We start from the raw sequence: 19,564 nt of genomic DNA, 5'->3' as shown, positions 1-19,564 counted from the left end.
GAGTTGAAATCATACTGGAGGGTCAATTCAGGGGGTGACAACAAGCCTTCAGGTTACCTTGATCCCTCCTGACACTGTTACCCGGTTTTGATCCATGCCCAGCTTTAGCCGTAACATCGGGGATTCATCCTGGTGGTGGAGTGACAGGAGCAAGCGTATTTATGGTTCTGTCATTCCCTATGTATGCAGTGATATCTGGAGCCGTGCTCAGCAGATTAATGGGGAACTTGAAAGTGGTAAATAGGCTGAGCCAAGCCACATAAGTGACTCAACTCGAGTGGCACTGGCCTCAAGCCCCAACCACTGATCACCCTATCCAGAACCAAGAGGCCATCCAATCGCATGCTGGCAAGGGACGCACACAAATCAATCGTCCCTCATCTCCAGCTGTACAAGATAGACCGCACTCATGCCAATACAAATACAGAAGGTTGAACATGGGTGACTCCATAAACCGAAGCACAAGCACCTCTCGATCTATACACCTGATTTTGGCGTTTCATTCGGGTCAATTTTGCAGACCAGTTCATAGACAGAGACCTGAGGCGACTCGGAGAAAAAGGGAGCCATTTTACTAAGAATCGCTTTTTGTTCTTCGCCCTCATGGGCTTCCATATCTTCTAGATTGTCCCAGAGAATCACCGATACACCTTTGTCTGTACCGGGTTCTTGGAATAAATAGGCTCCTTCAAAGCCATCAGAATAGGTTGCGATCGCTTGTTCATACAGATGTTGAACCTCGGCAAACTTACCCGGTTTGAACTCACCAATCGCCACTGATGCAAACCGCCGCTTCAAACAATCCTGAAAGTCTGACATTGTTTACTCCTTTCGCCATTTTGAAGGTATTTGGCTGGGGTTTGGGGGTGACAAAACGAACCCCAACAATTGATCAATGCTAAGTCTGGGTAATCAAGTTGACCAATATTCATAGGGTAGAAGGTAGTCGGATCAATACCGGGGAACTTAAACAACATCTAAGGAAGTGCTAGGGCTCTAGTGATCCCCAGTCGTTCATATTTGTTCACCTTTTTGGTCAAAATCATGAACTTTATTTGTCTTGAGAAGTAAAAAGCAGCCAGCCGGGAATGCTGAAACTGAGACTTCCTTACTGCTTTTACCTCAGAATTGATGAATATCAGTATCTCAGACTCATTCTTAAGCAAAGGACTGCCATTTCTAGACCGATGCCTCATGGGTCAAACCTCCTTCTACGGAATCGATCTAGCAGGGGTTCGCTTGGATGGTGTGGTCCTCAAATACCTGGATTTAACCGCTGTAAATATGCAGGCAGCCAGCTTACAGCGAGCTAACCTACAACGGTCTATTCTCAACGCTGGATGCTTAGACCAGGCAAATATGCAGGGATGTTACCTCTACCGTAGCCACTTGGAAAGGGCTTCGATGCAACAAGTCCAGTTACAGCGAGCCAATTTATCCCATGCTTACTTGAGGGGGGCCAATCTCCAGGGAGCGAATCTCCACCAAGCTCAACTGATGGGCACCGATCTCCGGGACGCCAATCTCACGGATTGTCTACTCCAAGATGCGAATTTACAGAGTGCCCTCTACAGTGCAAACACTCAATTTAGTCCATCTTTCGATCCAGTCTTTGCAGGCATGAAACTATGGACAGCAGAAACGCTAGTCAACTACAGCCACCAACGGGTGAGAGGGCAGAGAAATTGGGATTGGGGCTGGCAATGTTCGTAATTTAATGTCACTACCCTGACCGGGGAAGGTTAACGTTATAATTTCATTAAGAAATGTAACGAATCTATCTCTCCCCATGTCTAAGTCACCCCACGAAACTGATGTCGTTGTCATTGGTGCAGGCATTGGTGGCTTAACGGCTGGGGCACTCTTAGCAAAGCGCGGCTATCGCGTCAAAGTCTTCGACCAAGCCTGGGTGCCAGGGGGCTGCGCCTCTACCTTTAAACGACGAGGGTTCACCTTTGATGTGGGGGCAACCCAAGTAGCAGGTTTAGAACCTGGCGGCATCCATCATCGAATTTTTCAAGAATTAGGGGTTGAGATCCCAACTGCAAGCCATTGTGATCCGGCATGCGCTGTCTTTTTGCCGGGAGAAACAGAGCCCATTTCTGTCTGGCGAGCCCCAGACCAATGGCAGGCAGAACGGGAAAAACACTTTCCCGGCAGTGACGGATTTTGGCAACTTCTGGCGAACCTATTTCGCTATAACTGGGGGTTTCAATCCCGTGATCCGGTGATTCCGCCGCGTAATCTCTGGGATGGCTGGCAGCTTTTACAGGCCGTCCGTCTTGATACCTTACTGACTGTGCCTCATCTATTTACAACGGTGGGGCAACTCCTCAGACTTACAGGTCTCGGAAATCAGCGCCGCTTAAAAACGTTTTTGGACCTCCAACTCAAGCTTTATTCCCAGGTAAATGCGGACCAGACTGCCTTACTATATGCAGCAACAGCATTAGGCGTATCGCAAGCACCGCAAGGCTTGTTTCATTTGCATGGCAGTATGCAGGTACTGAGTGATCGCATCGTCGAAGCCCTAAAAAAGCATGGCGGTGAACTGCATATGGGCCATAGCGTTGACCAAATTCAGGTGCATAATCAAGAATTTTTAGGTGTATTAATCCGTCAGCAAAAAACAGGTGAGACTTGGACGGAATCGGCTGACCACGTGGTGGCGAATGTGACGGTGCAAAATCTCGTCCGTTTACTGGGAGAGGATGCCCCCAGGCAGTACAAACAGCGAGTCAAAAAACTGCCGCCCTCCTCTGGAGCTTTTGTGATTTATCTCGGGGTAGACGCGGCTGCCATTCCTGAGAACTGCCCGCCCCATCTGCAGTTTCTCTACAGCTATGACGGCCCCATTGGCGAGAATAACTCACTGTTTGTGTCTGTAAGTCGACCAGGGGATGGCCGCGCCCCCGAGGGTAAAGCCACGATCATCGCGTCTTCTTTTACGGATCCAAAGCTATGGGATGAAGCTGAGGATTATGAGGCGCTGAAGCAGGAGTATACGGAGGCTGCGATCGCACGTTTGAGTCAATATTTCCACCTCACCTCAGACACCATCATTCACCAAGAAGCAGCCACCCCCAGAACCTTTGCCCACTTTACAGGTCGTAGCCAAGGGATTGTTGGTGGTATCGGTCAGCGTCTGTCTACCTTTGGTCCTTTTGGATTTGCAACGCGCACGCCGATTAAGCGGTTATGGCTAGTGGGAGATTCAACTCATCCTGGTGAAGGCACGGCAGGAGTCAGCTATTCTGCCTTAACTGCAGTTAATCAATTGATGGTAATGGACCGTTGAAAGTTTCGGGGGCACCTAACTTTCCTCTGCAATACAACCTCTTGGAAAGATGAGCACACTTACTAAGTTTTAGGTCTAATTGGTTGTTCTACAGCGTTTGAATAGTGTTGGTATGCCAATGGAGTATAGACAGATTTAGTTACCTAACCTGAGTTCGGGTTAAGCCCATTTTTGAGACTCTTCTACGAAAGAATGCAGGTTTCAGCCTAAGCAAAAATAGGGGTTTTAGCTTATCCCGAACTCAGGTTACCTACTCATCTGCAAGCTGTTTGGATAATCATGGGGTTAAATCCCATCACTACTCTGCTCGCTAGAGACTCCCCTGTCTCTTGCTAATTCTTGCCAATGCATCACAATATGTGGCATTTAAATTGTGATTACTAGTTACCCCATCAAGCTGCCTGGTAAAACATATTGGGTTACCAACATGTTCATAAATGTCATCTGTAACGCCGTTAGTCAAGAAAGATAGTGCCTTTCTAAAAGCGATAATAGCAGGCTTCGGTAGCATTTCCGGACCTATAATTTTAAATGTTCCAGGTGGAACTCCTGGAACAATATCTTCGCTATTAGCAATTCGATATATTTGCAAGTACTTATTACATTCTCTAGCGAAGAAATCATTACCTACTCTTGGAGATGCAAAAGTATATAGAAAGACTCTATTTTTAATCTCATTATCAGGCAAGTTAAGCAATTGTGAAATATGTAATGCTGAAATTGTTGAGAGGGCACCTCCTAAGCTGTGTCCAGTGCAATAAATACTAGTAGGCATATTGTTTCTCTCAGTTGAGATTTTATCAAAAACTTCTTTAACTTCAGATTCAATAGAATTATGCTCTTGGTGAATTTTTGGATATTTATCAATACTTTTAGATCGAGCCTTTTCATCTATAAGTCGTGAGTACTTATTTAAACGCAACTTGACCTTGTTTTCTCCATGTAAGAGTCCTGGCCGAAAACCTGTATATATTTTATTAAAGCCAAGTGAAACTTCGGGCTTATTCTCTATATGGTTTTTGGACTCATTCTCTATATGTTTTTCGGACTCTAGAAATGGTCTTTGTTTAAATTGAAAATTAACAAACCATTCTTCTAGCTCACGAGTGCCACGATAGACTACAAAAATAAGTTTATCTCCATTAAACTCTCTCTCAGCAATAAATCCAAATCTCTCAATCTCAGGTATTGGAATCAAATCAAAAAATCTACGAAAAGAATAAGACAAGTAGTTATAAGCAGATAAAATTTTATATCGAAAATAACTATCGCCATATATTTCTTTAATTTTAACTAATGAGTTTTCTTCTCTACCTATAAAATAATCATCTATCCTTTGATTAGCTATTGTAGAGCTAGTGTATAGATAGTCATCTTTCTCTAGCGTATCTACTCCTCTTTGAGGAATATATACTTCTTTTTGGGAAGTGTAATTTATATTTGCTTCATAAGATATTTTTCTCGCACATTCTCCTAATTCAACTAAAAAACGTTGGCAGCCTTTAAACAATTCATAATCACTATATGCAATTCGAGTTAAGTTAGCGAGCTCCCAAGCGATATCCAACTTAAAGCCATTTGGAGCTTCTAAAAAAGGATGATTTTTCTGGGATAAAACCTGCTGAAATCTTGTTTCTTCTTGTGTTAGAGGAATACAGACTTGAACTGCCATGATAGGTACAATTCTCCTTACTAGATAATCGATTTAAACTAACTAACTTAAGGCGCAATAAGTATTTTTTAATTAATAGAATAAAAATAGTCGGCAAGGCATCTTTAAGTAGATTTATTAAGTTACTTAAATTCCCTAAGAAAAAGGATATAAGAGATTGCTTTAATCGAACTTACTGATTCCATATTCATTTCCAAAAAATAGATATAGGTATTTTACGATTTACTCTGCAAATTAATTATCAAGACTTGCGGTCCTAAAAAAATCGAAAGTTTTCTAGATAGCGTTAAGCTGCGATCACTGCATAAAAAAGTTAATAATCCAGAAATAGTTATTGGGCAATTCAACAATTAAACTCAATTTAAAAAACGAGCCTTATTGATAATAATCCACAGAAATACGATGGTTCCAGACTCCATGGTTTATAAGGAAATCTATTCTTCGAAGCATCCTCTTCTTTGGGAAAGCATTTTGAATTTGATGACTAAATCAGTTTGTCTACCAAATAAAAATCATGATTAATTGAAGCCTAAGTAAATACTAAACAGTAATTTATCAATTCAATCTTTTTATATCAGTGCGATTTAGTGTTTAGTCTGTCTCTTTGATTTATATATTAAATTTGATTGTTCAAGTTAGAACGCTGTCATTATGCTGAAAGTCATACCATCCAGTGTGATTTAGTGTGATAATGACTGCCTAATCACTTTCTTGAATAGATTACCGGCCTCCAGCACTTTGGTATTTAGCCTTTTTGGTCATGCTTTAGGGTTGGAGTTGATCGGGTAAAAATTATAAGGGGGAAGTATGGACTCAGAACCAGTCAAATCGATAGTTGTAGGTTCTGGTGAAGACTTTGATCTTGAACTCCATCTAAACGACTTGCAATGGTTAATTATCAATTGCGCTACCCAAAGACAGACGTATCAACAGATTGCCGACATATCTGGCTATGATCATGATTACATCAAGCACGTAGCAGCAGACCTATGGCATTTGCTGTCATCCATCACTGGAGAGGCCGTCTCAAAGCATAACTTTCAATCTGTCCTTAAAAGATATCAACGTTCTCAATCCACACTTGCTTCCGATTCCTCGCAGGTATCTGCAAGTCCATCAAGTCTCGCCTATTCACAACAAGTTTCAATTGAAGCTCAGGAAATTCGTTGGATAGGGCGTCAGGCTCTTATTAGTGAATTAAGTCAAAAGATTCTCGGAAACTGCCGCATCCTTTCTTTAGTTGGCATAACTGGGATTGGTAAATCCTCTTTAGCCGTACGACTGGCCTTAGAGCCTACGATTACCCAAAAATACTCACATCTGCTAGTTATACATTGTAGTGATCCTATAGATACATTTGAGGATATGGTGCGCCAAATTCTTGGGGTAAATTCCCCTCAAGAAGAAGCTCCACAAAGCTCGACGGAGCTTCTTCCACTACTCATTAATCACTTGCAGCAAAATGCTATTTTGCTAATCTTGGATGCTCTTGAAGAGATTGTGATCACTAAGAAGAACGGTGCATATCAATTTTCTGATTCACGTTTTGAAGCGTTTTTTTCTCAATTTCTCAAAGTGGAATCAATGCCAGCACGGTATATTTTCACTTCGCAAATTTCTCCTCCCATGCTGGATCAGGGAAGATATCGCTGCAGAATGCATGTTGAATCTCTGCAAGGACTAAGCTTAGATGAATCTCTTGATTTATTTTCTGCCTGGGAAATTCCAGCTAAAAATCTCATTGAGCAGAACTATTTGCAGCGATATTGTCAGGCCTATGAAGGGCACCCTCTTGCTCTCCAAGTCATCGCTGGTGAAATCATTGAACCGCCGTACTCTCGAAATATTACTGCCTATTGGAATGAGTTCGGAGCAGAAATTGAGGCTTTAGAACAAACTCAATTACATAGGGATAACCAACAGCATCAACATGACACGTTCAATCTTGCTAGCTATAGTTTAAGTTTGGCAGACTTGGTTGAACAAAGAGTAGAGCAAACCTTTAAGCGATTAAGGGAGCAATATTTTCTCGCTTATCAACTGCTGTGTATGGGATCTATATTTCGTTCTGCAGTGGATAAGGAGGGTTGGCTTTTTCTCATTTATGATGCTGCTGCCAAAGAACAAATCCATGCCTTTCAAACCCTACAACGAAGATTTCTGCTTGAGATGCATCTAGAAAACAGTAAAGTGCATTATCGGTTGCATAGCTTAATTCGTAGTGTTGCTCTAGAACATCTGGATCAACTAGATGCTGAGTTCAGTGCATGAACAATCGCCGCTTACAGCCCGATCTAACACTTCAGACCTGGGATATCCAAGATCTCTCCAGCTGTCAGGCTGATTCCACTGGAAAACTAATTCGAAAGTCCGATTCTTCAAAGCAGCTAACGTCTGCGCAAACTTCTACAGCGCTAGATCTGAGGTCGTTATCACTCAAAGAAACTGCTCACCTACGGGCAGCTTATTATTGGCTAAATTGCTATACACCTCATTCCACAGAGTCTCCAAGTGAGCGCATCAAAGGATTTCTTGAAGCTGCTCATTTTCTTGAACAGCTTCAAGCTTGGGATTTGCTCAGTGAGATTATAGTTTGTACTCCTGACGCATCCTCGGCTATTACCTTACATAAACAACTTGAGGTTTGGGGATTACTTCGGGAACGTATCCAATTGTTCCAACCGCTCATTGGAAAGATCAGCCCGGAATTAGATTTTCTCTGTCTCAATGGATTAGGTGAAAGCTTTTCTTATCTCTGCCAATATGCTGATGCGATAGCATCCTATAAGCAAAATCTTAAATTATCAAAAGACACTGGCAATATTTGGGGGCAACTAACAACCTTAGAAGGCTTAGGTTTTTGTCATTTGTATTGGGGCCGTTATGAAGAAGGGAAGGAATACTTTGAAAAAGCAATATGGCTTATTGAAAAAGTTCAACCATCCAGTAATCAAAGCAGAGATATAGCCTTAACATACAGTCGTTCCCTAGCTGGACTAGGCTATATTATGTATTTCCTACGCCAATTCTCTAAGGGAATTCACTATGGTCAAAAATCTCTACAATTAGCTCAAAGCAGGCATGATATTCACAGCCAGTGGATGGCATTAGGTGCTTTGGCTATCTGTTACTCTCAACAAGGAAAACATACCAAAGCCTCAAGGTGTATTCAACAACGTTTAACCCTAAAGCATCATGGGATTAGTGCGCATGATCAACTGACTGCTTTAATTGATTTGGGAGCCACATACTGCTATCAACTCAAATTCACAGAAGCAATCAAATGCTTAGAAGAAGTGATTGCCAAATCCAAAGTGCTAGGTAGTGTTAGAGGTCGGTGTCAAGCTTCGATGCTGCTAGGTTTTATTTACTGCTGGCAAAATAAGGCCAAATTATCTCTTGAGAAATCGCAACATAGCCTTCAACTAGCTCAACAATTTGACTATTCTCACTTTGAATCCCAATCTTACTCACAATTATCCTATGTATACAGTGGGTTGGGTAAGTGCGAACAAGCCATAACCTTGGCATATCAAGCTCTCGAAACATCCGAGCATATTTCATCTCAACCAGTTTTCTACAATGCTTGTGGCTTAATGGCATTAGGATTAGCTCAAATTCAAAATCGTCAGATCCTCTCGGGAATTCGTTCGATTTTAGAAAGTTTACTCCTATTACCGCCTTGTTCTGCGACAGATGGTCAGATTATTTTGGCATTGTTACTGAAGCGGATTTCGCAGTGGTTCAAAATCAAAGATTGGAAGATTAAGCAGAGCAATATGATAAAACCAAATTAAGCCGTGCATTGGGGAAAAGCCATATTAACGTTTTCAGGAGTTTTGAGGATCAAAGCAATTGCTCTATTTCTACGACTTAAAGCATGTTGTAGAACAGGCAGTTTTCATCACCTTCAAGGTATTTGTGGAATAGAATCCGCCCTGGATGTCGAGTTCTTACCTGGAAATATAGACCAGGACTAAAGAAATGAATATTGCCGACGACTAGAACGCGCAGAGTCGTTTCTAGCTATTGGCTGGTTCAAACAGTTCTAGTAAACCCACCGTACCGACAAAAAAAGTGTACAGTCCATAGGGAATGGGAGACTGCTGGCGAGACTTGGCAAATAGACTCGCCACAACCCCTTCCACCGCATGGGCCGTCAGGGCAAATCGTTCAAGCCAAAAGAGTCCAATGGGTAGCGGGGGCAACGGACTTCCTGTTTGCAGGGCATAGAGCGTCCATATTTCCACACCGATAGCAGCACAAATCAGGATCGGAGAAAGAACTTTGATGATCGGGTAGAACTTTTTCATGACTTTTCAGCAGTGAGTGGTCTAAGAGGCTCCTTGACGCCAAAGCATCACGGTTAACCAGAACATAAACAATTGAACCTTCAAATCCAGAGGAGCATTGACTTCAATCGTCGCCTGTCTCGATGAGAAACTGTCTGGACGAATGCGTCCTAAGACCTGATTACTTTGACGAATTTGGAATTCACGTCGGAAAGGGGAGACTGCCTGTAAAACGAGCTTTTGAGTCCCACAGGTTAACTCAAGTTTGCGCCTCAAGGGATTTGGCTTCCGGGCCTGCGCAACAATTGAGTCCTCGCGATCTTGCTTCAATACCCATTCTCCAGACAGCATTGGATGCGTAATCGTGTAACTTTCGTCGGGTAGGATTATTTCACCCTCATCCTTCATCACCTTAAGTTCGATCCTAGCGGTTCCTTGAGAGGTCTCAATTCCATAATTCCAACCCCACATAGAAGCGGGGATACAGTGCAGTTGAGTCATCACGTCCACACCCGATGCAAAATCAAACCCATAAGCTGTCCTTGCGGATCTAGCCCTCCAATTATATGAACGGCATCCACACTATTTGCCAAAGCCTGATCGTGAATGGCGAGAACCGCAATCTCCCCCACGCAGGCTTGCATCGTTTTGAGTAGAGATAGACCTGAGACAATGATGCGATCGCTAATGGCATCAAAATCCCAAGCAAATTCAGATATCTCCAGAAATCGATACCAACCCTGATTCGGATCTTGGGCATCTAACAGCGTAAAGTCTGCCGACACCTTAGCTAACTGGCGGGCCGAGTAGCGACGAGGGGCCTCTGCCATAATGCGTTGGACGACCTCTGACTGCCGTGCATAAGCCAGTAGCGCGGAGGATAGTTCATTACTTTCTGTTGGGCACTGGAAAGTCGTCTGAAATCCATCCCCTTCATTTGACCGATAGGTAATATCAAACCCTTCTGCCATCAGGCGATTAATCAACGCCGGGAACGACGGTGGTGCCCAATCGGTTAGGTTCAACAACTCTGCTTCTGAACAGACCGTAGCGCTAGTTTCTACCGTTGGGGCATGATTTCCCACCACTAAAAGGGTGATGTCCGCTTCAAAGTCCGCTACCACTTCTGCTTCAAACCGCTTACAGAAGGCTTGTAGCGTCTCTAAGGTCACATCGAATTCTCCCACAAAGGCAACAGAAGCCCCCCATAATGAGATTGGCTGATAAGGGAGCGGTGGCTGACTTCCACCTGCCCCCGAAACGTGCGAATCCTCCGCTGCTTGATAGAGAGGGGAGTGAGTTGGCTTTATCATGGTGGGCAAGAGTGCAATTTAGGTACGCTGGCCTGCTAACAGTGTGGACTGAGGTCTAACCTGGACTGATGGATCAGCCCACCGATTGACTCACTTCACTGTAGACGACAACCCCAGGATTTTGAAGACAACGGTACCTCAGGCCCTATGGCAACTTTGTGTAAAAGGATTTGTCCGCATTCTGATTGGTGCTGATAATCAAAACCAATACGATACCTATGACTGGGAAGCAGGATGTCATGCCCTCAGAAATCCAGATCTAGCCTACCCCCAGTACTACCGCATCCCCAACTTTCATGGGGTGGAAGGGGGCTATCTCTGCAAAGAAGCGGCCGTCACCTACGATGCGGTTACGGCCTTTGCCTGTCCCCCCCATGAAATGAACCTGCGACGACAAGTCTTAAAATCTATTCAGGGTCAGCCCCAACGAATTCTGGACTTAGGCTGTGGAACGGGTTCCATGACCTTGATGCTCAAAACTGCCTATCCTCAAGCGGAAGTTATCGGCCTAGATTTATCGCCTTATATGTTGTGTCACGCCCAACATAAGAGCCAAAAGGCTCAGCTCAACATCCATTGGCTGCATGGTTTAGCGGAAGCAACAGGCTTAGAGGCTCACAGTTTTGATGTGATCACCATTTGCATGGTCTTCCATGAAATGCCCCCACGCATTTCACGCTTAGTCTTGCAAGAATGTCGCCGCTTACTGAAACCGGGTGGGCAACTCATCATTTTGGACGGTAATCAAAATCGTCTTCGCCATGCAGACTGGCTGATTCGACTGTTCCGAGAACCCTATTCCACGGTTTACGCCAAAGAGAGCATCCACGACTGGGTAACCGAAGCTGGCTTTGCAAACGTCAGCACCCAATACCTCGGCTGGATTCACCAGCTAACGGCAGGGATCAGCCTTCACCACCCAGATGAGTCACCCCTGAGACAGTTACAAACCCACTCTGTTTAAGGTACTTGCCAAATGCGATTGTGGTAATCCGCTTCTTTATCCACATTGATAGTGGTGTGGCTGTGGCCGTGGCTATGATGATGCTCGTGATCGTGGCTATGACCATGATCATGGCTGTGGGGCTCTTCGCCATTGAGAGCTGCCAGCCGAAATTTACATAACTCGCAATTCATCTGAACTTGTCCCAACTGGGTCTCCAGTTCCCGCTGGCGCAGCACCTGCACTAAGGCTGGATGCAGCCCCATTTCTGGCAAGCAAGTCACTTGAATATCTGGATAGGCCGCTTGCTGGTGGGCTGAGATATCAAAAATCTTTTCCACCAAAGTGCCCGTAAACAGAAAATAGGGCAGAACAACAATTCGCTTAGGCTGATACAGCCGTGCGCGTCGGAATCCTTCTTCCAATCGGGGATGAGTAATGCCAATAAAGCAGGTTTCTACAGTCTGATAGTTACTGCCTTCCCAGAGAATACGGGCCATTTTACTGACATCGCTATTAGCATCAGGGTCGCTGGAGCCTCGGCCCACAAACAGCAGGACAGTCTCTTCACGGGAAATGCCCTGGGGATTATGCTCGGGAGTATCGAGCAGCTCTAACCGCTGTTTCCATAGGTCTAGAATCCCAGGCGTAATGCCAAAATGGCGGCCATAGTGATATTTCAACTGGGGATGGCGTTTGCGAGCTAGGTCTAGCTCATTGGTGACATCGAACTTGTTGTGGCGGGCGGCAAACAGCAGAATCGGTAGCGCTGAGAGTTCGGTATAGCCTTGCTCAACACAGTGATCGACGACTTCTTGAATACTGGGTCCCGTTAGCTCTAAAAAGCAGGGAAACACCGATCGTGATCGATCGAGTTCCTGGTAGAGGGTTGCAAAATCTAGGAAACATTGCCTGCCGTTGGGATTGCGGGTGCCATGGCCAATCATGAGTAAAGGTCGTTGCAGGGGTAATGGCGTTAGATCGCTAGAAGTTGGCAAACTGAGGGGGGCAGGTCTGACCACCAAGTCTGGCATATGAGCAATGGACATTAAAGAACTCCCTGCCTGTGAATCACAAGCGTTGACTGAGGATTCCTCATAAGATGACCAAGCAATCTTATGGGTTAAAAAATAGGCCGTAACAGAGTGGTTTGATCGGACCTGGGCAACAGCCCACTGTCTACCATACAAACTCAAACCTGCTGTGGGGGACAGTCACAGCATTCTTTTAAGATCTCCAACAGATAAGAACTTTAGGTAGTCAAGGCTATCTATGGGCAGTCTTGTGAATATTGGGTCATTTTTTCTGGCTTTTAGTAATCGGGTAGAGTGAGTAAGGAAAAAGGCTTTGTTGTATGCATTGCGCAAAGGTTGCAGGAGTCACTTCCGTGCGTATTCTTTAAGCATCAACCCAAACAGTATCGGGTTTGACGAGCTGAATCATTTGGTTAAGTGCCGCGCACTGCAGCAGTAACTCAGTTACTTGATTATCAAAATCACAGGAACGTACCTTACTCCCAAAGATAGTTTTGAGTCGGAACATGGTCGTTTCAGCTAAAGAACGCCGATGATAGCTGATAAGTTCTGTGAGGTTCTAGCATTTTTGTCCTGTACTTAGAAATTTTTAAATCTAAACTCAATCAGCTATATCGTTTGGTTTACAGCCAGATAGACACTTCAAATTTTCAAGTAAGTCGCTGCGATCTCACCAGGTCTAATTTTGGAGCTTGAATCAATATATAAGGATCACAGTCTAAACCTTTTGGTTATAAGGTTTGCTAACTCTAGCTTAGAGATTGGGCCTTCCAAAGGTTAGTAATTATTCGATTAATACTAGACGTCTCTCGCCTCATATCAACCACCTGTGAAATAGAAAAATAAAGATTTGTAACAGGCTGCATATTTTTCATAAACATAAAAGATTAGATAGAAGTGAAGTGCTTATTTGGATAAAAATCAAGATATTAACTAAGTTATTTTTTTAAATAATACTTATACTTTTTAAATGAGCGAATAGCAAGAAAATGTGATTAAAAAACATGCAATGAAGTGATCTAATATGTCTTCTTCTAAATTAGTGAAATAGATATGTATCGTCTTTGGAACTTCTTATCCATCTGCTGCTTAGTAGCCTCTCTTTGCCTTTTTATTGATATTTCTGACCGTCTTTTACATGGAGAACCAGATATATTTGGCAGTATTATATTGATCATACAAACATCTATAACTCCATTCATTATCGGTGGTTTTTTAACAAGATCAGGAAAAAACTCTTTGAATGAATATTTAAAAAAAATAGGTTTTCCCGTTTATTTTAGGCAAAAAGGCAAGCTATCTATTGCAGCTTCCTTTCTATTTATATTAATTTTCTTCTACATGATTATGCCTATAATAGGTAATGCTTATCACGGTTTTGGTAAAATTTCTGCTGGGTATGAAACCCTTACTAATAGAGAAATCATAGAACCTCATAAAGCACTGAAAAACTATAAACGAGCAATTAAATATTCACCTGATAACCGCACGTTTAGATATAGTTTAGCCGCATTCTATGAAAGATTAAACGATTTAGAGCTTGCCAAAAAAGAATATAAGTTATTGGCTGGGGTAGGGCACTTACAAAGCGCAATTAATTTATCAAGACTATACCTCTCAGAGGGTAAGATAGAGAACGCAAGTCGCATATTATCAAAAGCACTTCATGAAAAGGAATTTCAAGATTTTTATAAAAAAAATCAAATCAATGAAATCTCCACAGATACAAATTACGATTTGCAAGTAAATCTTGGTTGGACAAGGCTACTACAAAAAAATTACAAAACTGCCTATGAGTACCTAGATGAAGCCATTACGATAGATACCTATCTAGCCCCTGCTCACTGCCTTTTAGCAATTACAAAAGAAGACACAGGCAATTATAAAGACTCATTAGTTGAATGGGAGAAATGTTTGGCCCTTGCAGGACGTAATAATAGGCAATGGGAGTGGACGGTGAACATGAGACAATGGTATGACATGGCTCAGCAACGCGTTGACCCTGATGATATTCCTCCCCAGGAGCCAAAATAGTGTGAAACATATGACCATACTAGGTGTATTTATAAACTCGTAATAGTAATTATTGCAATAACGATAAACATGATTGAGGAGTATGCATTCCAAATTAAACTGGGAACATAATAATCATATCAAACGTCTATCTAGTTATATGCTTAGTTATATTTTCTCAGTAAATTCGCTTTAGTTTACTCGGGCTTTCTACTATTAGGTGAAAGAAGTGAGAATATCGTCATACATTAGTGAAACATATAAAACTAATTATTTGAAGGATAGTCTTATGAGAAATATAAGATTAATTCCACTTCCTTTATTTATTTTTTCTCTTATCTCTCATCATTTTTATAGCTATACGAAGACGACTAATGCCCAAAACAATATTAGACATGCAACCGTTTACGAAATTCGCAAGGAAGGAGAAAGAGAAGCGAGTTTCAAAAAAGCCTCTTCTTCTAATTATGAGCCCCTAATAACAGGGATCCCGCTTTATTTTGGAGACCTAGTTTATTCTGGCGATTCTAGAGTTTCAATTAAATGTAATGATGACTCAATAACCACTCTTCCAAAGAACGCTGTATCTGGTGTGAACTATGTCTGTCCTGGATTATCACAACTACCAAGGCGTCAAACTAATATTTGGAATATATTATTCGGACATTAAGTTAGTAGTTTCCAAATTTGTGCATCTGAAAAGATGATATTCTCATAAGCTAATCCGCTTCACACAGCTTGAACATATCAACACCAAGCGCGGCTGATGCTGTAATCTTATTCCCGCTTCAATTGTTTAATTTGGCGCAGTACTTTTTCTATTTCCTTTCTAGCCTTCTATTGCGGACCTTTTCATACTCAAGACTTCCCATCCTGCCGAGGTAGATCGCTGTTTTTCCTTGATCATATTTGCTCCTCCACCAGGCTTGACAGAAATTTTGGCTGGGGCATGCAAATCCCCCAAAGAACCAATCGTCGTCAATACAATCCGACTCACAACTCAGCTCCATCATTCAGCCATAGATATCTGGGGGATTGTCTGCCAGACACTTCCCTGCTGCTAACCTCTACACCTTGTAAATCTACTTTTATAGCCATGCGCATTAGTTCAAGTCTGGTATTGGACGGGTAGCAAGGTATTACGCCGCAAGCGAACGGCAACTCCCAGGCAATTGATTTATGGGTAGACTAAGCTGGATATATAGCAGGCCCTTCATACTGCCTTTGTCGAGGATACAAATTATGTTAAGCGTTGCCCAGTCAAGGCCATCTGAACGTGCCATTTTTATTCAGAAAACCTATCTGCATCTGGCAGGGGCTATTGGTGCTTTTATTGTCGTTGAATATCTGCTGTTCCAATTAGGAATTGCTGCAGCCATTACGCAATTTGTAGCCGGAAGTCGTTTTAGCTGGCTGTTAATTTTAGGGGCTTTCTCACTCCTCGGTTGGATGTCCCGAGGACTCGCTGCTAAAGCGGACCAAATTGGCACTCAGTACGCAGGGCTGGGCATTTATGTGGTGGCCCAAGCCTTACTTTTTGCCCCCTTACTCTATATTGCTGCGGCTTTTTCCGACCCCAACGTTATTCCTACGGCGGGTATTTTGACCCTGACCATGTTTGGAGGGCTGACTGCGATCGCATTTACCACCCGAACAGACTTCACCTTTCTGGGTGGCATTCTGAAAATTGGCAGCTTTGTCGCTCTGGGACTAATCGTTTGCAGTTATATCTTCGGCTTCTCCCTGGGATTATTCTTCTCTGTTGTGATGGTCGTGTTTGCTTCAGCAGCGATTTTGTATGACACCTCTAAGGTGATGAAGCACTATTCCACCAGGCATTATGTGGCAGCATCCTTGGAGTTGTTCGCGTCTGTGGCTTTGCTATTCTGGTATATTCTCCGAATTGTCATGGCCATGTCATCACGCCGCTAATCAAACTCTAACCGTCACATCAATAAGCCGCATCAGAACGATCGTTCCGATGCGGCTTATTTAATTATTTAATCGGGATAAGTTTAAAGGTCTTTGTGGGTAAACGGACGAGCCTCTGACCCTGCATAAGTGGCGACAATCTGGCCTTGACCTTTGAGTTGGTATTTATAGGTGACCAATCCTTCTAAACCGACGGGGCCTCTGGGCGGCATCCGCTGCGTACTAATGCCCACTTCTGCACCAAAGCCATAGCGGAAGCCATCAGCAAATCGAGTGGAACAGTTGTGGAAGACACCGGCGGCATCCACCTGGTTCATAAAGACAGCTGCTGCTTGGTCATCTTCAGTGGCAATGGCATCCGTGTGCCCTGACCCGTATTGATTAATATGGGCAATAGCCTCTGCCAGAGACGCCACCACTTTAATAGAAACAATTAAGTCCCCATATTCTGTCGCCCAGTCCGCCTCAGTTGCGGGGCCAACATCAACAAGGGCCTGAGTTTTAGCATCCCCCAGAACTTTGACTTGGTTGTCTTGTAACGCTGCTGTTAGTTTGGGGAGGTATTGGGGTGCGATCGCATCATGAACCAAAATCGTTTCCACCGCATTACAGGCCGCTGGATATTGGATCTTGGAATCCACCGCAATCTCTACCGCCTGATCCAGCTTCGCTGCCTGATCTACATACAGATGACAGATGCCTTCTGCATGACCTAGAACCGGAATGCGGGTATTTCCCTGCACAAACCGGACAAAATCATTAGATCCGCGAGGAATAATCAGGTTTACGTCTTGATCAAGGTTCAGCAACTCTAGGGTTTCTTCCCGACTGGTGAGTAATGCGACCACATTGGGCGATACCGCTGAATTGGATAGTCCTTGATGAATGGCCTTAACTAAGGCTTGGCAGGAATGGAGGGCTTCTTGCCCCCCTTTAAGCAAAACGCCATTCCCAGACTTAATCGCCAACGTGGCAATTTGCATCACCGCATCCGGTCGGGCTTCAAAAATAACTCCAAGTACTCCCAACGGACAGCTGACCCGACTCAGAACAAGATCTGTATCTAGCTCTCGCTTCAGCTGCACCGTCCCCACTGGATCTTCCAGAGTGGCAACACTGCGTACCCCTGCGATCGCACCTTTGAGTTTAGTGGCATCCAGCTTCAATCGAGCATAGAGGGCATTGGCAATGCCTGCTTCTTTAGCCTGCTGACAATCTTGCACATTCGCTTCTAAAATTTTTGGCGTTGCTGCTTCTAGAGCTTGAGCAACGGCTTCTAACGCTTGGTTTTTCGTTTCTGTAGAAGCCCCTGCCAGTTGGATTGCCGCCTGTCGCGTTTGCTGGGCGACCTCAGTCAAAGAATTCGTTAGGACAGTCACAGTTCTAGTGGCTTAACAACAGGGTTTTAAAAATCTTCGCGTTCGTACTCGGCAATTTTTTGCGGTTCAGGGATTTTCAGCTCTTGGGGCTCATAATCATCAGCCCAGACATCTCCATCTCGCTCATAATTGGGCTCTGCAGGACTGGGCGGTGTAGAAGAATTGCCCTCACTCCAATTATCTTCTTCTTGATATGCATATTGCTGTTGTGGCGCTTCCTGGCGTTCCACAGGCACAGGCTCCGCTTCCCAGGCTTCCGTTTCCCAGGCTTGCTGCGCAGGAGCTGACTGACGGGCAGGAGCATAGGCGGTTGTGGGTTCTCCAGGGCCAAGCTGGTTAGTGGTAGAAGCCGTCTTAGGGATGTAGTCTTCCTCATCGCTTAATTCCCAAGGCGGAATCCCTAACCCCATTCGTTCAAGTAGACCCACCGTCAGCTGATTCAGGCGCTCTTCCGCTCCCTCAAATACGATTAATCGATCAGGCCCTGTGCTGACAATTTCTTCAACAGGCAATTCATACGTGCTCAACACCTGAGCTGGAATCAGAGGCACTCCAATCGAAGCAATCACCAAAGAGGCGATTTCCCCTGTGCTGGTATCAAACTTAAACCCTCGGACTTTACCCAAAAGTTCTCCTGCCTCGGTGATGACTTCGTTATTAATTAAAGTACTGAAGTCGTACGTATCGATTTCTTCAATCGCAGTCTCATCATCGACCAGGATCACATCTCCAATCTGCCGAATATTACCGAGGTACATGTAGCGCTCATCCCCAGTAACCAGGGTATTCCGCAAACCCACGACGGCGACTTCTCGCTGATCGACATCTACCCAAAGCTGAGTAATCACCCCCAGCTTTTTACCCGTACTACGAGTAATCACTTGAGTGCCAATAAAGTCAGCGCGTTGTTGAACTTGTTCAGATATTGCCATGCGTGAATCCTGAGCCGAATTCTTGAGTTTTCGGGTGGGGTAAATTTTGTTAATCGTACCTTTACAATGTCACAAAAGCTATCGCACACGGTACATTCTTACACCCCAGCCTCTCTATTTTAGTGCCTTTAGGAAAAGGCCACTCCGCTCTCCAGGTGTTGATATCACCCCAAGACCATTGCTGATGGAGCTTTACGCATCCTAGAGACACATGAAAGAGTCATACCTGACTGAGACTGCACCAGAACAAGATTTATCTACCCCTGTTCACTCCAGCTATATTTAAAGAGTGATTTAATGCTTTCCTAAGCCTCCAGCAACTCAGATTATGGTTAGCGTCGCTTCGCCACTTATGTCGTCCGCTTTAACACTCCGTATTCATCTGAGTGATGAGCAGTTTTTTCAATTATGCCAGGACAACAGCGACCTACAATTTGAGAGAACCGCCTTAGGAGAGTTGATTATTATGCCCCCGACAGGTGGGATTACTGGCGATCGCAATGCCGATTTAACGTTTCAACTCAGAGCTTGGAATCGCCAAACTCGCCTTGGAAAGTCTTTTGATTCCAGTACAGGTTTCCAGCTTCCCAATGGCGCTAATCGTTCCCCTGATGCTTCCTGGGTTCCTATCGATCGCTGGGATGCTCTAACTCCCACTGAACCAATACCTTCGCCAAACGGTTAAAGATTTTCAGATGCTTGTCTAGGGTGTATCGCGCCTAAGTTGGCAACCTTGGCAATAATCTGTGCCCAAGA

General features: G+C 44.0%; 16 protein-coding genes and 2 pseudogenes. 8 read left to right on the top strand and 10 right to left on the bottom strand.

The features are described 5' to 3' along the window. Positions 1–477: 477 nt before the first annotated feature. Entirely contained in the window at positions 478–819 is a 342-nt protein-coding gene (locus Q0991_RS09180) for an antibiotic biosynthesis monooxygenase (RefSeq protein WP_299487628.1), read from the bottom strand. 375 nt (positions 820–1,194) lie between these two features. Between Q0991_RS09180 and Q0991_RS09175 the strand changes: the two genes are divergently transcribed. Further along, entirely contained in the window at positions 1,195–1,713 is a 519-nt protein-coding gene (locus Q0991_RS09175) for a pentapeptide repeat-containing protein (RefSeq protein ID WP_299487625.1), read from the top strand. Between the two features lie 76 nt (positions 1,714–1,789). Continuing rightward, positions 1,790–3,298, top strand: coding sequence for a C-3',4' desaturase CrtD (crtD, locus tag Q0991_RS09170; RefSeq protein WP_299487623.1), 1,509 nt, complete (start codon positions 1,790–1,792; stop codon positions 3,296–3,298). A 310-nt stretch (positions 3,299–3,608) separates the two neighbouring features. On the opposite strand, the gene Q0991_RS09165 is transcribed toward crtD, so the two are convergent. After that, a complete protein-coding gene (locus tag Q0991_RS09165; protein WP_299487621.1) occupies positions 3,609–4,970 on the bottom strand; it encodes a hypothetical protein in 1,362 nt (453 codons plus the stop codon). 807 nt (positions 4,971–5,777) lie between these two features. Here Q0991_RS09165 and Q0991_RS09160 point away from each other — a divergent pair. Both Q0991_RS09160 and Q0991_RS09155 read left to right on the top strand, forming a co-directional pair. Further along, positions 5,778–7,241 (top strand): hypothetical protein, encoded by a 1,464-nt coding sequence (locus Q0991_RS09160; protein ID WP_299487618.1) that lies wholly within the window; start codon positions 5,778–5,780, stop codon positions 7,239–7,241. Then, the gene (locus tag Q0991_RS09155) at positions 7,238–8,767 is read left to right on the top strand and encodes a tetratricopeptide repeat protein (protein WP_299487616.1); all 1,530 of its coding nucleotides are present in this window, start codon (positions 7,238–7,240) and stop codon (positions 8,765–8,767) included. Before Q0991_RS09160 ends, Q0991_RS09155 begins: the two co-directional genes overlap by 4 nt. 225 nt (positions 8,768–8,992) lie before the next feature. Here the strand turns inward: Q0991_RS09155 and Q0991_RS09150 are convergent, their stop codons facing one another. From Q0991_RS09150 to Q0991_RS09140, 3 genes are read right to left on the bottom strand one after another with little or no spacing between them, the layout of a single operon-like run. Further along, on the bottom strand, positions 8,993–9,283 hold the full coding sequence (locus Q0991_RS09150; protein ID WP_299487613.1) for a hypothetical protein: 291 nt from the start codon (positions 9,281–9,283) through the stop codon (positions 8,993–8,995). A gap of 21 nt (positions 9,284–9,304) precedes the next feature. After that, positions 9,305–9,763 (bottom strand): hypothetical protein, encoded by a 459-nt coding sequence (locus Q0991_RS09145; protein ID WP_299487611.1) that lies wholly within the window; start codon positions 9,761–9,763, stop codon positions 9,305–9,307. Next, positions 9,763–10,575 carry a hypothetical protein gene (locus Q0991_RS09140; RefSeq protein WP_299487610.1) on the bottom strand — a complete coding sequence of 271 codons (813 nt, stop codon included), beginning with the start codon at positions 10,573–10,575 and terminating at the stop codon, positions 9,763–9,765. The genes Q0991_RS09145 and Q0991_RS09140 overlap by 1 nt, the downstream gene beginning before the upstream one ends. An 85-nt stretch (positions 10,576–10,660) precedes the next feature. Here Q0991_RS09140 and Q0991_RS09135 point away from each other — a divergent pair, with 85 nt between their 5' ends. Further along, the gene (locus tag Q0991_RS09135; protein WP_299487608.1) at positions 10,661–11,539 is read left to right on the top strand and encodes a class I SAM-dependent methyltransferase; all 879 of its coding nucleotides are present in this window, start codon (positions 10,661–10,663) and stop codon (positions 11,537–11,539) included. Here the strand turns inward: Q0991_RS09135 and Q0991_RS09130 are convergent. Beyond that, a complete protein-coding gene (locus tag Q0991_RS09130) occupies positions 11,536–12,552 on the bottom strand; it encodes a sirohydrochlorin chelatase (RefSeq protein ID WP_366524930.1) in 1,017 nt (338 codons plus the stop codon). The two genes, Q0991_RS09135 and Q0991_RS09130, sit on opposite strands and share 4 nt — an antisense overlap. Positions 12,553–12,916: 364 nt before the next feature. Next, positions 12,917–13,090: pseudogene (locus Q0991_RS09125) on the bottom strand (IS5/IS1182 family transposase); the annotation flags it as partial. Positions 13,091–13,605: 515 nt separating this feature from the next. Between Q0991_RS09125 and Q0991_RS09120 the strand changes: the two are divergent. Next, positions 13,606–14,586, top strand: coding sequence for a hypothetical protein (locus Q0991_RS09120; RefSeq protein WP_299487603.1), 981 nt, complete (start codon positions 13,606–13,608; stop codon positions 14,584–14,586). Between the two features lie 808 nt (positions 14,587–15,394). Here Q0991_RS09120 and Q0991_RS09115 read toward each other — a convergent pair. After that, positions 15,395–15,562 carry a hypothetical protein gene (locus Q0991_RS09115; RefSeq protein ID WP_299487600.1) on the bottom strand — a complete coding sequence of 56 codons (168 nt, stop codon included), beginning with the start codon at positions 15,560–15,562 and terminating at the stop codon, positions 15,395–15,397. 245 nt (positions 15,563–15,807) lie between these two features. On the opposite strand from Q0991_RS09115, the gene Q0991_RS09110 reads away from it, so the two are divergent. Next, on the top strand, positions 15,808–16,497 hold the full coding sequence (locus Q0991_RS09110) for a Bax inhibitor-1 family protein (RefSeq protein WP_299487598.1): 690 nt from the start codon (positions 15,808–15,810) through the stop codon (positions 16,495–16,497). Positions 16,498–16,580: 83 nt separating this feature from the next. On the opposite strand, the gene Q0991_RS09105 is transcribed toward Q0991_RS09110, so the two are convergent. Then, positions 16,581–17,876, bottom strand: coding sequence for a glutamate-5-semialdehyde dehydrogenase (locus Q0991_RS09105; RefSeq protein ID WP_299487596.1), 1,296 nt, complete (start codon positions 17,874–17,876; stop codon positions 16,581–16,583). A 26-nt stretch (positions 17,877–17,902) separates the two neighbouring features. Beyond that, the gene (locus Q0991_RS09100; RefSeq protein ID WP_299487593.1) at positions 17,903–18,808 is read right to left on the bottom strand and encodes a PRC-barrel domain-containing protein; all 906 of its coding nucleotides are present in this window, start codon (positions 18,806–18,808) and stop codon (positions 17,903–17,905) included. A gap of 328 nt (positions 18,809–19,136) precedes the next feature. Here Q0991_RS09100 and Q0991_RS09095 point away from each other — a divergent pair. Next, positions 19,137–19,469: pseudogene (locus Q0991_RS09095) on the top strand (Uma2 family endonuclease); the annotation flags it as partial. Positions 19,470–19,564: the final 95 nt, after the last annotated feature.

This window comes from Acaryochloris sp. IP29b_bin.137 (assembly GCF_028285745.1).
GTDB lineage: Bacteria > Cyanobacteriota > Cyanobacteriia > Thermosynechococcales > Thermosynechococcaceae > Acaryochloris.
Note: the sequence above shows the minus strand (reverse complement) of the source record. Positions and strands in the feature narration are given on the sequence as shown.